This is a genomic window from Terriglobia bacterium (genome assembly GCA_020073185.1).
Classification (GTDB): domain Bacteria; phylum Acidobacteriota; class Terriglobia; order Terriglobales; family Acidobacteriaceae; genus JAIQGF01.
In genome coordinates this window covers 59,271-74,317 of sequence record JAIQFT010000015.1, presented here as the reverse complement: position 1 = coordinate 74,317, position 15,047 = coordinate 59,271, and the positions used below count along the sequence as shown (strand labels likewise).

The following is a 15,047-nucleotide window of genomic DNA, read 5'->3' as shown; positions in this document are numbered from 1 at the left end:
TGGGCTGGAAGGACATCTGGCAACTGAGAGCAATCCTAGGAAGAGGAGAAACAGAAAAAGCTGCGACTAAGCAGGAGGTCGCGTAACATGATCCCGAGCGCCGCTCTTCAACCTCCAACTAAAAGCGGGACACTCTCCAGCGTCGGGTATGTCATCAGACAACAGACGAATCGAGCGCGCCAGACCAGCTTTCGAAGGCCCGCCCCTTTCGCTCGTTGTCCTTGAAAAACGCCAAGTAGGTCATAACGTGATAACCCACAAAGTGCTTCTGGCTGGGGTGGAATTGCGCCAGTTCGTGGACAGGCCGCCAGGTTCCCGAATTGATATATATCTGGTCTACAGACCTCCCCGCTCGTTGAGCCGACTGCAGAGGCACCAGTTCGTAGTGGTGAGTATGTCCGTAGACGATGAACTTCGCCCAGCCTTGGGCAAACGCAGCCTCGTGCAGGGCGTAGGGATAGTAACTCGCTGGATGCCCCCCAAACTTCGCGCTGAACCACGCTGCCACGTCACTCAAGCCCGCCAGCGGCACCTCAGTGGAGATTTCGAATCCCAGTTTCAACAATGCCGAACTCGCAAAAGGCCGCGATCTTACGAAATCTACCGCAAGAAACTGGTGCACCATCTCGTTCCAAATCTGCTTGATCTCGTTCGCCAGGTCGGAGCTGCAAGTATTCGAGATTAATCCATCCACCCAGATGGGCATTATGGAAAGAGGACGGACATTGTCGATCTCTTTGAGCCCCGATTCGCACGCGTCTGGGAGTTGTCCTCCGAGTCGCTTCCTCACTTCGACGCCAAACCGGTCCAGCAGTTCGATGACAATCGCATCGCCCAGCGACGATGCGTCGCGGCTGTGCTCAAAATTGCTTGGGTCGAAAATGTCGCCGTGGCGGGCGAACACGTTGTGCTCTCGATAAATCTGCTGCAATAGGTCCGATTCGGAAGGATCATGCGGAAAAGGAGCGGTCGCAGGGGTCTCCAAGCCTATGGCTTCGGCGATCAGCTTTCTTACGTCGTCGAATGCAGGGCCCCTGAGGTGGTAAAACCAATCATGATTCCCCACCAGATAGTGAATTCTCACGGGCACGGGGACTCGCTCGCGGGCGTCCAGGTCCCGTGAAACGAGTGCAACCTTGCCCTCAGGGGTGGCCGGAGGGACATTCATGATCTTGGGATCGTGCAGGCTCTTGAAGACATCGAGAGAGTCTTGGTTGTTTGCAATGATGTCTTCCGTGATCTGGGTGACCATGGCGGCAAAACGAGGATCGTCCTGCTTGCCCCAAGGCCGAACTTCGGCAGGCGCATCACACCAGCGGGTGGACCGGATCACGTCGAGGATGTCCCCCAACAGCACCAGATCAATGCCCTCCAACGGTCGGTATTCGTCATCGCTTCTCCAAGAACCGTCATAGGCCAAGTCTCGGAATCTCTCCCGGAATGCCTTGAATGCTCCGGATCTTATCGTTTCGCCGGAGGTCCCATCCGTTAAGTGAAGGTCGCTAATTATGACGAGCATCTGAGTCTAATCACTCAATTGGCCGAATCCGTATGGCAGGAGCTCAACTGGAACAATCTTGCCTTCGCTTTGCAGCAAGCCCCCAGTGGTGACCGCCGATGAAACAGCAGTTATGCCGGGACGACAGCCAGACAAACCCGAGCCGGGGATCGCGTCTGTTCAGGCAAACCACCGCGAGCGCAGCGTTGCGGCCAGCATTTCCAGTCGAGCGTTGCCCGCAGTTCAGACCACCGGCGCATAGTTTGGCCAGTTTGGGCCGATGACCATGCGTCAGTCCGCGGCGCCTGCCTGCATGGCGCCGCCTTGTGCAAGACACTGGAAATCCAAGTTCACTAACTCTCCGATGCGATTGATGGTGTAGTCAGCCGGAGGATAGGAGCTAACGACTTTTTCATCGAGCGCGTAGTGGCCCTGGCGCGGGAACACGGTAGTTACACGCTGCCCCCAAGCCCGCTTGATTGCGGTCAGGATGCGAATCTTATCGTCCACCAGGACGTAGTGATCGGCGGGGTAGCGTGCCTCAACGTCGTCCAGCTCGTGCTCCTTGTGGATGTAAATGAGCGCGGCGCCGTCGAAGGCGTCATGCAGTCCGGAGCGCCAAATCTTCTGCGGTTGGAAGACGACGTCGCCGTCGGAGAGGATTACCGGGCGTCCGAACTGCTTGACGTGGTCCACGGCGTCGAGCGAATTGGGGAAGAGCCGGTTGGCGAACGGATATTCCAACAGGAAGTGGGACACGGTCAGCAGTTTCGGATCGTGAGGATAGTTGGAGCGGTAACGCTGCAATGCGCCGAGATAATCAGCGTAGCCAAGCTCGGAACGCAGCTCCTCGAAGATCGACCAGTAGCGCTGTTGCCGTTCGTGTCCGACCTCGCGTTCCAGATGGCGCTTGAGATCGGCGGAAACGCGATCATTGTCGAGCAGCGTGTTGTCCACATCGAACAGGAAGACCAGATTCTTGTGCATAGCGAAAATCCTCGCCGAGGCGAATGGCGCCTCAGGCCACGGTGATGTTGGAGTTCAAATCACATCCTCGATGGCATGGAGCAATTCCGTGCCATCCCCCATCGGGCGCTGGAAAGCCTTGCGGCCGGAGATTGGACCCATGCCACCTGTCCACTTGTCGACGACGGCGGCGGCGACCGCGCCGGAAAAATCGTTAGCCATACACTCTCTCCTATCCTGTCGCTGCAATCTTTGGCGGACGCAGCGTGCTGCGGTCCAAAAGGCCGGCGGCGGATTCGTCCACCAGCCACAACAGCGTTCCGTGCTGCGGGCGGATCAACTGGGAGGGCAGTTGCGCGGGCTCGTACGGCCCTTCCAGGACTGCCTTCAAGGGCGGCGCCTTGTCCGGTCCATGCGCCATGAACATGACGCACGCCGCGTTGTTCAGCACCGGCACGGTCATGGTGATGCGGTGGGTATAAAACTTTCCCACCCAACTGGAAGTGACCAGCCGTTTCTGTTCTTCAAGCGCCTTGGCGCCGGGAAACAGCGAGGCAGTGTGGCCGTCCGAACCCATCCCCAGCATGATCAGGTCAAACCGGGGGAATCGGCCGGCCGAAAGATGAAAGTATTCCCGCAACGCATGTTCGTATTCGGCCGCGGCTTTGACCGTGTCGGGATACTCGCCTTTCATGCGAAAGACCTGGCCCGCGTTGACGGACATCTTGCTGAACATGGCCTCGTGAGCGGCACGGTAGTTGCTGTCGGCGTGATCGGGCGGAACGTGCCGCTCGTCGCCGAAGAAGAAATAGGTCTGTTGCCAGGGCACACGCGAGCGCAGTTCCGCGTCAGTGGCGAGCAAGCAATACAGGGCCTTCGGGGTCGAACCGCCCGAGAGAGCTACCGTGAAGTTGCCCCTCTGTTGAACGGCCTGCTGCGCGGCGCCGGCGAACACCTCGGCGGCGGCCCGTGTAAGGGCGGCCGCGTCGGAAACGATTTGTATTTCGCGTTCCACGATTGGCGCCCCGTTAATCGCCCGCGGCAGCCAGCGGCGTGCGCTGCGTCTCGGAATGCCAGAGGCGGAACCCGCCCTGGCACGCATTTTCGTTGTCGCCGGCGCATGTGTCCGGTGGCAGATTCTTAAGCCGTTTGGAGTTTCCTCCGCCGAGCACGACGTAGTCAGCCTGCAAGGCGTTCTTCAACTGGGCGACAACCTCGTAGACGGTCTTGATCCATTTCTTTTCTCCCCGGCGCTTCAGGGCCGCAGCTCCGACGTGCTGCTCGAACGTGCGCCCATGCTTGTAGGGCAGGTGGGCGAGTTCCATGGGTTCGAGGACGCCGTCCACAATCAGGGCGGAGCCCAAGCCGGTACCCAGACCGAGAAACAGCATCCGACCGCCGCGATAACTGCCGAGGGCCTGCATGGCGGCATCGTTAATGATCTTGACCGGGCAACCAAACGCCTTCTGGAAATCAAATCCAACCCATCCGCCGCCAAGGTTGACCGGGTCGTGCAGCGGTCTTCCATGCACCACCGGGCCGGGATAACCAATGGAGACGACCGAGTAATTCCAGCCGGCCGTGGCTTCGCGCACCGCCTTCACCATCTTCTTGGGAGTGAGCGTTCGGCCGGAGGGAAGTTTGACCGCCTCCAGATGCCCGGTGGCATAGATCTTGACGTGAGTACCACCGATATCAATCACCAGAACTTTCATACCTTGCCTACCAAAGCAGATCTCGCTCGTTTTGCAACGGATCTCGGGCGCCCAGACCCGAACTTCTGGAGCAAGCGGACGACGAGCGCGGTCCAGCCGGTCTGGTGACTGGCGCCGCAACCACGGCCGTTGTCACCGTGGAAGTACTCGTTGAAAACGACGAGGTCTCGCCAGTATGGGTCTGTGCTGTAGCGGGTTTGCTCGCCATGGCATGGTCGCCGGCCATCGCTGTCGGGAAGGAACAAGTGGACCAGGCGGCGGGAAAGCTCCGAGGCCGCATCGGCAAGATTCATGGCGTTGCCGGAGCCGACCGGAACCTCGACCGTGATGCTGTCACCGTAAAAATGGTGGTAGCGCTGCAGCGCTTCGACCAGCAGGTAATTGACCGGGAACCACACCGGGCCACGCCAGTTGGAGTTACCTCCGAACACCGAGGTGGTGGATTCGCCGGGCGTGTAGTCGGCGCGGAGGTCGCCCGCGGCCGTGTGCAGGATACAGGGATGTTCGCGGTGGGCCGCCGAAAGCGAGCGGATGCCATAGGGCGAGAGGAACTCGCGCTCGTCAAAAAGATATTGCAGCACGCGCTCCAGCCGCTGCCGTGACGGGATGGCGAGCAGACGTCGCCCCTTGCCACCGTCTTCCCCGCGCACCGCATAGGCGATCTGATGGCCGAGGTCGGGCCGGTTCTTCAGGAACCAGTTCATGCGTTGCTTGAAGCCCGGCAGGCGGTCAATGACGGTGTCTTCCAAAACCTCGACGGCAAACAGGGTGACCAGTCCCACCATCGAGCGCGCGCGCACGAGCTCGCTGTGGCCGTTGATTTCGACGCCGTCGTAGTAGAACCCGTCTTGCTCATCCCAGAGGCCGGTGCCGCGGAAATTGTTCATGGCATCGGCGATGGCGACAAAGTGCTCAAAGAACTTGGAGGCAATGTCCTCGTAGGCGGGATCCCACAGCGCCAGCTCCAGCGACATGGCCAGCATGGTCAGGCAATAGAATGCCATCCAGGCGGTGCCGTCGGCCTGCGCGTAGGTGACGCCCATCGGCGGCGTGGAGCGGTCAAACAGGCCGATGTTGTCGAAGCCCAGAAAGCCGCCCGCGAACAGGTTCTTGCCGCTATGGTCTTCGCAGTTGACCCACCAGGTGAAGTTCAGCAGCAGCTTTTGCAGGGCGCGCTCCAGAAACACGCGGTCGCGCTGTCCGCGGCGGCCCGTCATTTTGTAGATGCGCCAGCAGGCCCAGGCATGGACGGGCGGATTGACGTCGTCCAGCGCGAACTCGTAGGCGGGCAGTTGCCCATTGGGATGCATGTACCACTCGCGCAGGAACAGGATGGCCTGATGCTTGGCCATCTCAGGATCAATATCGGCAAGCGTAACCAGTTGGAAGGCGTGGTCCCAGGCAGCGAACCAGGGGAACTCCCACTTGTCGGGGACGATCAACACGTCGCGGCAATGCAGGTGCGGCCAGCGAGCGTTGCGGTGCTGCTTGCGCTGATCGGGCGGCGCAGGCTGCCTGGGATCCCCCCCTAGCCAGTGCGGGATGATGTATTCGTAGAACTGCTTGGACCACAGCAGGCCGGCATAGGCCTGACGGGCGACGCGTGCGATCTCGTCGTTGGCGCAAGTGGAAAGCTTCACACCGTAGAATTCATCGGCCTCACGGATGCGGAGGCTGAAAGTTCTGTTGAACTCCTTGCCCAGCGGAGCGGTCGGCGCCTCGTCGTGCGCGAACAAGCGCAATTCCACCCGCATTTCACCGCCGGCGGGCAGCTCGTGGCAGTAGTGCACGGCGGCCCTGGTCCCGCAGCCCTGTTCGTTAACCGCATCCTTGCTGCCATGGACGACGTACTCGTGAAAGCCATCTTTGACGTAGGGGGTGGGGTTGGGAGTGCCGAACAGACGGACGAAATTGGTCTCGTTATCAGTGAACAGCAGCGGAGGATATTCGCCCGATGGACCCGGCCCGGCGACAAAGTACATTGGGCCCAGAGTGGGGTGTTCGGCTTGGATGGTGTTGCGGTGCAGCCGCGTCAACCGGGGCTGGCCGTGAAAATCCTCGTCCACACGGCCCCACACCCAGGAGTTGCGGAACCACAACGTGGGCAGCAGGTGAAGCACTGCTGCGTCGGGCCCGCGATTATAGGCGGTGATGCGGATGAGCGTATCGTTGGGTCCGCCTTTGGCGTATTCAACGAAGACATCAAAGTAGCGGTCTTCGTCGAAGATGCCGGTATCCAACAGTTCAAACTCGGGATCCCGCGACGAGCGGCTCCGGTTCTCCGCAACCAGCCGCGCATACGGGAACTCCGCTTGCGGATATTTGTATAGCGCCTTCTGGTAGGAGTGGCTGGGAGTTCCGTCGAGGTAGAAGTAGCATTCCTTGACATCCTCGCCATGATTGCCCTCGCTGTTGGTGAGCCCAAACAACCGTTCCTTGAGTATGGGGTCCTTGCCGTTCCACAGTGCGGGCGCGAAACAGAGTCGGCACTCGCGATCGCACCAGCCCAGCAGACCGTCTTCGCCCCAGCGGTAGGCGCGACTGCGGGCGTGATCATGCGGGAAGTAATCCCAGCAGCCGCCGTAGGGAGAATAGTCCTCGCGCACGGTCGCCCACTGGCGCTCCGGCAGGTAAGGCCCCCAGCGCTTCCAGTTCTTCTGGCGGAGGCGGTCCTCCTCCAGACGCAACGATTCTGCGAGGCCATCCTCAGGCGGCCGCTGCGGCAGCTTCTTCAATTTGCCTCCATTCACGTCCGTCTCGGTCGATCAAAGCGTTAGCTGCGTCAGGTCCCCACGTACCTGCGGCATAGTTGGGGAAGTGTCCAGGCAAGGCATTCCAAACCTCCTGGATCGGCTCGATCACGCCCCATCCGGTTTCCACCATGTCCGCGCGCTGGAACAGGGTCTGGTCTCCCAGCATGCAGTCGTGCAACAGGCGCTCGTACCCGGTGGCGGGCGCACTGTGGAATTCGCGCGCATAGTCGAAGTCCATGTTCACCTGGCCGATGTTCATGACCGGCCCGGGGATCTTGGCGCCCATCTGGATCGAGATGCCTTCCCGCGGTTGGATATGGACCACCAGCTTGTTGGCTTGCAGGTCCTTCACCGGCGTATTGCGAAACAACACAAAGGGAGTGCGCCGGAAGTGGATGGCGATCTCGGTGACGCGCTTGGGCAGGCGCTTGCCGGTCCGCAGATAGAACGGAACGTCGGCCCAACGCCAGTTATCGATCATGAATTTCAGCGCGACGTAGGTCTCCACATTGGAATCGGGAGCAACCTCCGGCTCCTCGCGATACCCAGGCATCGCCGGCCCGCGCGACGATGGCCCATATTGTCCGCGCACCATCTTGGTCACGACTTCCTCCGGGGTGGGAGGCTGGACGGCGCGGAGCACCTCGGCTTGTTTGTCGCGGACGGCGTCGGCTTCGAAGGAGATCGGTGGTTCCATCGCCACCAGCGACATGAGCTGGAACAAGTGATTGGGAACCATGTCGCGCAGCGCGCCCGAGGTCTCGTAGTACCCGCCGCGGTGCTCGACGCCGACGGTCTCGGCCGCGGTGATCTGCACGTGGTCAATCAGGGTGCGGTTCCACAGTGGCTCGGCGATGCTGTTGCTGAAGCGAAATACCAACAGGTTTTGCACCGTCTCTTTGCCGAGGTAGTGGTCAATGCGGTAAATCTGTTTCTCCTGCAAGACCTGCTTGATTTCGTAGTTGAGCTGCCGGGCAGACTGCAGGTCGCGGCCAAAGGGCTTCTCGATGACCACGCGGCTGTAGCGGCCTTGGTCTTCCTGCACCAAGCCCGCAGCCCCCAACTGCCGCACCACTTCCGCAAAGAACTTGGGCGCCACGGCGAGGTAGTGGAGACGATTTCCATGGGTGCCGTGGTCCTTCTCCACTTCCGCCAGTTGCAGGGCCAGCCTTTGATAAGCGGCAGCATCCTGGAAGTCCCCCTGCACATAGTGAATGCGCTCGAGGAACCAATCCCACACCCGCGGATCGACGGGATTGGTGGCGAGTGCCTTCATGTCCTGCGTAAGCTGATCACGAAAACTTTCGGTGGTGCCCTCCTGATAGGCAAACCCGACGATGGCAAACTGGCGCGGCAACAGGTTCACCGCCGCCAGGTTGTAGAGCGCCGGCAGCAGCTTGCGCTTGGTAAGGTCGCCGCTGGCGCCAAAGATCACCATGGCGCAGGGATCGGCAGCCCGCCCCGGTTGCGAAACATTCTGGTCCATGAAGTTTCTTTCCTTCCCAGCCACAGGGTGAAACTCTCGTTGTTTTATGCGACCGCGGGCTTATCCCTTTCCTTTTCCTTTTCCACGTGGCCTCCGAACTGAAAGCGCATGGCGGAGAGCAGCTTGTTGGCAAAGGTCCCGTTGCCGCGCGAGCTGAAGCGCTCATACAGCGACGCGGTCAGCACGGGGGCCGGAGTGCCCTCCTCGATCGCCGCCTGGATCGTCCAGCGGCCCTCGCCGGAATCGGAAACCTGTCCCGAGAACTTGCCCAAGTCCGGCTGCTCGAGCAGGGCCGTGGCGGTCAAGTCGAGCAACCAGGACGCCACCACACTGCCACGTCGCCAAACCTCGGCAACGTCGGGCAGGTAGAAGTCGTACTGGTAGTGCTCGGGATTACGCAGCGGCGTGGTTTCCGCATCCACGGTGCGGGTTTGCTTGCCGGCATTGGCGTGCTTGAGGATGTCAAGACCTTCCGCGTAGGCCGCCATAAGGCCGTACTCGATGCCGTTGTGCACCATCTTGACGAAGTGCCCGCCGCCGGCTGGCCCGCAGTGCAGGTAACCCTCTTCGGCGGTGCCCGTCGCCTTTTCGCGGCCGGCGGTGCGGGGCAGATCGCCGCGACCGGGCGCCAGTGTCTTGAAGATCGGATCCAGCCGCTGCACCGCCGCTGTTGGGCCGCCAATCATCATGCAATACCCGCGCTCCAGCCCCCACACGCCGCCGCTGGTGCCCACGTCCAGGTAGTGAATGCCCGCGGGCCCCAGTTCCTGGGCGCGCCGGATGTCGTCAATGTAGTAGGAGTTTCCGCCATCAATGACGATGTCATCCTTCTGCAGCCGCGGCGCAAGCTCCTGGAGCGTGCCCTCCACGACCGCGGCCGGCAGCATCAGCCAAACCGCGCGCGGCGTTTTCAGCTTGCGGGCAAAATCGTCCAGCGAATTTGCGCCGACGGCGCCTTCGCTCGCCAGTTGTTTGACGTTGCCGGCATTGGCGTCAAAAACCACGCACTCATGCCCACCCCGGAGCAAGCGGCGAACCATGTTGGCGCCCATTCTGCCCAGACCGATCATTCCGATTTGCATGACGAAAGCGCTCCTTCTTCAAGTCTCGTACGTGGTTACGTGAGTGCCTGCTTGACTGCCGTGGCCAGCGTCGCCAGCCCGGCTCTGACGTCGGGACCGAGATGGACGCGCAACGCACGCCGTCCGCGGTCGGCCAGCACCTGGAAATCCCCGCGCGCCTGTGCCGCCTTCACAACCCCGAAGGTGTACTTCTGTCCGGGTACGGGCAGGTCCTTGGCGTCGTCGCAGGTGATCTGCAGGAATACGCCGCTGTTAGGCCCACCTTTGTAAGCCTGCCCAGTGGAATGCAGGAACCGGGGCCCAAAGCCGAGGCAGGTGGCAACGCGCTTGGCATCGCGCACGTCGTGCCGGATGTCCTGCAAAGCGGCTTCATGCGCTTCGTTCATCTCGATGAACGCCAGCAGGGCGCAGTAATCGCCGGCGCCGAGGCGATCGAGATGGGCCTTCAGGTAGCCAGCCAACGATTGCTGCTTGGCCGACCTCTTCAGCGCCTCCGCGTTCTTCGGATCGGTAAACAGGCGAATGCCATCGGATTCGAAAATTGGGGTTTCTGGCGGCAGGCTGCCTTGCATTTCGTACTCCGCCGTGAGTTTGCGGGTCGCGATCTTGGCGGCTTCCACGTCGGGCTGATCGAACGGGTTGATGCCGATGACGGAACCGGCCACCGCGGTCGCGATTTCCCAGCGGAAGAATTCCTCGCCCAAGCTGTACTCCTGTTCCACCGCGATGCGCACTACCGGCTGTCCAGCCTCTTCCAGCGCCTCGACGGCCGCGTCCTGGGCCTTGTCCGGCGCCGAGTCAAGCCGCAGGTAGGCGAAGACGCGATCGTTGCCGTACACTTCCGGCTTGCCCAATTGCTCGCGGTCCACAGGGATCAGGCCTTTGCCGATCTTGCCGGTGGATTCGGCAATCAACTGCTCCAGCCACGCGCCCAGGTCGAAGATGCCGGGCGAAGTTACGATCGTGACCTTGTCACGCCCGCCAACGCCGAGCGTACCCAGGATTGCGCCCAGCACGACGCCGGGATTCTCCTCGACTGGTACGGTGGCTCCGCATGCGTGCACCATTTCTTCCGTCGCGTTGAGGAGGCGCGGCAGGTCCACGCCCATGATGGCTGCCGGCACCATGCCGAAGTCGGACAGCGCCGAGTAGCGCCCGCCGATGCTCTTCAGCCCATAGAAGATGTGACGGAAGCGATCGCCTTCCGCCACGTGCTGCATGTTCGAACCCGGATCGGTGATGGCGATGAACCGGTTGCCGGCTTCGGCAGCGCCCAACTGCTGCTTGGCGCGCTCGAAGAAGTACTGCTTGAAGATGTTGGGTTCCAGCGTGCCTCCGGACTTGCTCGACACGATGAACACCGTGCTTTGGTAGTCAATCCGGCTTTCGATGGTCTTGATCTGCGCCGGGTCAGTGGAGTCCAGCACGTGCAATTCCGGTGAACCCGGAATCTTGCCGAAAGTCAGGCGCATGACCTCCGGGCAGAGGCTAGATCCGCCCATCCCCAACAACAGCGCGTGCTTGAACCCGGCGGTCCTGACCTCTTCCGCAATGCCCTTCAAGTGCGGAAGGTGGGCCAGTTGATCGTCGCTAATGCCCATCCACCCCAGCCAGTTGGCTTCATCGGCGCCGGTCCACAACGAGGTATCGCCCCGCCACAGCCGCCGCGCTTTCTCCTGCTTCTTCCAGTCGTCGAGTGTGGCCTGGACGGCCGCAGCGAGATTCCTTGGCATCTTGTACGTCTGGCGATTGATCTTGACCGACGCGTGTGTTTCGAGCCGCCGGCCAGTGGACTTGAGCAGTTGCTCGAACGCGGTGGCGAATTGCTGGATGCCTTCCACCAACAGCTTGTCGGTGACTTCCTTCATGGAAATCCCAGCCTTGCCCAGCGCTTCCATGGTGGCGAACGCGCCTTCCAGGTCTTCGGTCAGGCTCTTGCGCAAGTTGCCGTGATCGCGGAAGCCGTTGAAGGTCGCCGGCGGAATGGTGTTGACGGTGTCCGCCCCGATCAACTCCTCGACATAAATCACGTCGCGGTAGGTCGGGTTCTTGGTGCTGGTGCTCGCCCACAGCAGGCGCTGGCTCTGTGCGCCCCGCGCGGCAAGCTGTTTCCAGCGCTGGCTAGAGTAAATTTCGCGCGCGCGCTGGTAGGTAATCTTGGCGTTCGCGATCGCCGTCTTGCCCAGCAGCCCGGTCAAGCGGGCTCGCTTGCCGGCATCGGTTGATGTCTTGGTTTCCGCGCTCAGCAGCGCATCCACCGCCGTGTCAATGCGGCTGATGAAAAAGCTGGCCACGCTGGCGATGTTCCTGATGTCCTGGCCGCCGGCCTGGCGGTCCTCGAGCCCTGCGATGAAGGCCTCCGCCACCTGCTCGTACCTCGATTGCGCGAACAGTAAGGTGACGTTCACGTTGATGGCTTCGCTGATGAGCTGCCGGATGGCGGGAATTCCTTGGGTCGTGGCGGGAACCTTAATCAGCAGGTTCGGACGTCCGACGGTCTTCCAAAGCCGCCGCGCTTCGTCCAGCGTGCCTTCCGTGTCGTGCGCCAGCGTGGGGGAGACCTCCAGGCTGACGTAGCCGTCGCGTGCCTTGGAGTTGTCGTAAATCGGACGCAGCACATCAGCCGCGTCGCGAACATCGCGGACAGCTATCTCCTCGTACAGCGCCTTGGCATCCAGATCGCGGAACTGCGGCGCGCTCAGGATGTCCTGGTAATCGGTGCTGCCGACAATGGCTTTTTCGAAGATGGCCGGATTCGAGGTTACGCCCCGCAAGCCGTCTTCCTCCACCAAACGCCCCAGCTCGCCGCTGGTAATCAGGCTGCGGCGAATGAAGTCCAGCCACACCGACTGGCCATAGCCCTGCAGGGCCTTGAGCCGATTGATCGGGAACTCTTTTTCAATGGCTGCGCTAGTCATAATCCTGTGCTCTTTCCCGCCAAAGGCGACGACTGGCCGCAATACCGCTTCTCGATCGCGGCGATTTCGGCGAGGCGGCGAAGGTGACGCTCCTCTTGGCTGCATTGCGCATTGACGAAGGCGCGGACCAACTCGTGGGCCATTTCTTCGCCGATCACTCTGCCTCCCAGAACGAGCACGTTCATGTGATCGTGCTCCACGCCCTGGTGCGCGGAGTAGGTGTCGTGACACAAGCCGGCACGAGCGCCGGGAAACTTGTTGGCAGCCACCGATGCGCCTACGCCACTGCCGCAAATCAGCACGCCGCGCTCGTTCTTGCCCGAGAGGATCGCATTCACAACTGCTTCCGCATAGGCCGGATAATCGACCGGGTCGGTGCTGTGGGTTCCGAGGTCCTCCACTTCATGGCCGAGCTCGGCCAAGAACTTGCGCACGATTTCCTTCAAAGCAAAGCCGGCGTGGTCGGCTCCGACGCAGATGCGCATCCTCTAGCTCCTCTGTCCCAGTTGCGCCTTGGCGGCCGCCACGACGTGGTCTTGGGTGAATCCGAATTCCTCCTGCAACACTTTCAAGGGGGCTGAGGCGCCGAAGGTCTTCATGCCGAGGATGGCGCCGGTTGTGCCGGTGTACCGTGCCCAGCCCATGGTGGACGCCTGCTCCACCGCGACCCGTGCCTGCACCGAAGGCGGCAAAACGCGCTCGCGATACTCCTGCGATTGCTGCTCGAACAGCTCCCAGGAAGGCATGCTCACCACGCGCGCGCGAATGCCCTCCGCCTTGAGCCGCTCAAACGCGGACACGCACAGGGCAACCTCGCTGCCGGTCGCCATCAGGATCACTGCGGGCATGCCCGGGGCGGCGTCAGCCAGCACGTAGGCCCCCTGGGCGAGGCCCGATGCCGGCGCATATTTCGTACGGTCCAGGGTCGGCAGGGCCTGGCGTGAAAGAATCAACGCCACGGGTTGCCGTTTTAAGCGCAGGATCACCTTCCACGCTTCGGCGGTTTCGTTGGCGTCGCCGGGACGCAGCACGATCAAGTGCGGGATGGCGCGCAGCGAGACGAGATGCTCGATCGGCTGGTGGGTCGGCCCGTCCTCGCCGACTCCGATCGAATCGTGCGTGAAGATGTGCGTCACCGGGATTTCCATCAGCGCGCTGAGCCGCACCGCGCCGCGCCCGTAATCGCTGAAGATGAGAAACCCTGACCCGAACGGCCTTAGTTTCGACAGCGCAAGCCCGTTGAGGATGGAACCCATGGCATGTTCGCGCACGCCGAAGTGGAGGTTCCGCCCGGCGTAGCTGCTGGCCTGGAAATCGCCGGCGCCATCAAACGTGAGGCGCGTCTTGGTGGAGGGCGACAGGTCGGCGGAGCCGCCAATCAACCACGGTATGGCCTGGGCCACCGCGTTCAGCACCTTGGCCGACGAGTCGCGCCCCGCGATTCCCTTGGCGTCGGCGGGAAACACCGGCACGCTCTTCTCCCAGTCATCCGGCAGATCGCGCCGCTGAATGCGCTGAACTTCGTCGGCGAGCCGCGGGTGCGCCTTCTCGTACTCCTTGAACTTGGCTTCCCAGGCCAGGCGCAGCTCACGCCCGGTCTTGCCGATGCCCTGGCGAAAGTGATCGTAGACGCCGTCCGGAACCAGAAACTTGGCGTCCTCCGGCCATCCGTAGGCGCGCTTGGTGAGCCTGATTTCCTCTTCGCCCAGCGGTTCGCCGTGCGCGGCGGAGGTGTCCTGGCGATGCGGAGACCCGTATCCGATATGGCTGTCAACGATGATCAGCGTGGGGCGGTCGCTGGTGGTCTTGGCCGCCTGCAGGGTGCCTTCGACCGCTCCGATGTTGGTGGCGTCGCCGACTCGCAGCACGTTCCAGCCATAGGCAGCGAAGCGCGCGCCGACGTCTTCCGTGAAGGTGATGGTGGTCGGGCCTTCAATGGTTATGTGGTTGTTGTCGTAGATCCAGCAAAGATTGCTGAGCTTCAGGTGTCCGGCCAACGAGGCCGCTTCGCTGGAGACACCCTCCATCATGCAGCCGTCGCCGCACAGGCTGTAGACTCTGTAATCGAAGATGTCAAAACCCGGTCGGTTATATCGTGCGGCGAGCCACTTGCCCGCGATGGCCATGCCGACACTGGTGGCAACGCCCTGCCCCAGCGGCCCGGTCGTCGTTTCCACGCCCGAGGTCCAGCGGTATTCCGGATGGCCCGCAGCCCGGCTGCCGAACTGGCGGAAATTCCGGATGTCGTCCAGCGACACGCTGAGCCGGCCAAGAACCTCGTAATCGGGATCCACCGCTTTGGCGCCGACCAAGTGCAGGATCGCGTACAGCAGCATGGAAGCGTGGCCGGCGGAGAGCACAAAGCGATCGCGATTCGGCCAGATCGGATCTTCGGGATCGAAGCGCAGCACGCGCTGCCACAAGGCATACACGGTGGGCGCCATGCCCATGGGCGTGCCGGGATGACCCGAGTTGGCCTTCTGGATGGCGTCAATCGCGAGCGTGCGAATGGTGTTGACGCACAATTCGTCGAGGTTGACCGCCGTGTCTGCGACACTTGCCATGCTTCCCCCACAGAACAATGGCAGCAGAATGGGACCGTGAGCACCGCAACAACGATTCTTATGAA

General features: G+C 61.8%; 11 protein-coding genes. All 11 read right to left on the bottom strand.

Features of this window, described 5'->3' with window-relative positions; translation table 11 throughout:
• Positions 1-154: 154 nt before the first annotated feature.
• Positions 155-1,420, bottom strand: coding sequence for a hypothetical protein (locus LAN64_07660; GenBank protein ID MBZ5567713.1), 1,266 nt, complete (start codon positions 1,418-1,420; stop codon positions 155-157).
• A 369-nt stretch (positions 1,421-1,789) separates the two neighbouring features.
• The gene (locus LAN64_07655; GenBank protein MBZ5567712.1) at positions 1,790-2,485 is read right to left on the bottom strand and encodes an HAD family hydrolase; all 696 of its coding nucleotides are present in this window, start codon (positions 2,483-2,485) and stop codon (positions 1,790-1,792) included.
• A gap of 54 nt (positions 2,486-2,539) precedes the next feature.
• A complete protein-coding gene (locus LAN64_07650) occupies positions 2,540-2,686 on the bottom strand; it encodes a hypothetical protein (GenBank protein ID MBZ5567711.1) in 147 nt (48 codons plus the stop codon).
• A gap of 10 nt (positions 2,687-2,696) precedes the next feature.
• Entirely contained in the window at positions 2,697-3,566 is an 870-nt protein-coding gene (gene pgl / locus LAN64_07645; protein ID MBZ5567710.1) for a 6-phosphogluconolactonase, read from the bottom strand.
• A complete protein-coding gene (locus tag LAN64_07640; GenBank protein MBZ5567709.1) occupies positions 3,493-4,179 on the bottom strand; it encodes an ROK family protein in 687 nt (228 codons plus the stop codon). Before LAN64_07640 ends, pgl begins: the two co-directional genes overlap by 74 nt.
• Positions 4,176-6,905 carry a glucosidase gene (locus LAN64_07635; protein MBZ5567708.1) on the bottom strand — a complete coding sequence of 910 codons (2,730 nt, stop codon included), beginning with the start codon at positions 6,903-6,905 and terminating at the stop codon, positions 4,176-4,178. The genes LAN64_07640 and LAN64_07635 overlap by 4 nt, the downstream gene beginning before the upstream one ends.
• On the bottom strand, positions 6,886-8,418 hold the full coding sequence (gene zwf / locus LAN64_07630) for a glucose-6-phosphate dehydrogenase (GenBank protein MBZ5567707.1): 1,533 nt from the start codon (positions 8,416-8,418) through the stop codon (positions 6,886-6,888). Before zwf ends, LAN64_07635 begins: the two co-directional genes overlap by 20 nt.
• Positions 8,419-8,462: 44 nt before the next feature.
• A complete protein-coding gene (gene gnd / locus LAN64_07625) occupies positions 8,463-9,500 on the bottom strand; it encodes a decarboxylating 6-phosphogluconate dehydrogenase (protein ID MBZ5567706.1) in 1,038 nt (345 codons plus the stop codon).
• Between the two features lie 35 nt (positions 9,501-9,535).
• Positions 9,536-12,418, bottom strand: coding sequence for a bifunctional transaldolase/phosoglucose isomerase (locus LAN64_07620; protein ID MBZ5567705.1), 2,883 nt, complete (start codon positions 12,416-12,418; stop codon positions 9,536-9,538).
• A complete protein-coding gene (gene rpiB / locus LAN64_07615) occupies positions 12,415-12,903 on the bottom strand; it encodes a ribose 5-phosphate isomerase B (GenBank protein ID MBZ5567704.1) in 489 nt (162 codons plus the stop codon). The genes LAN64_07620 and rpiB overlap by 4 nt, the downstream gene beginning before the upstream one ends.
• 3 nt (positions 12,904-12,906) lie before the next feature.
• Positions 12,907-14,982 (bottom strand): transketolase, encoded by a 2,076-nt coding sequence (gene tkt, locus LAN64_07610; protein MBZ5567703.1) that lies wholly within the window; start codon positions 14,980-14,982, stop codon positions 12,907-12,909.
• Positions 14,983-15,047: the final 65 nt, after the last annotated feature.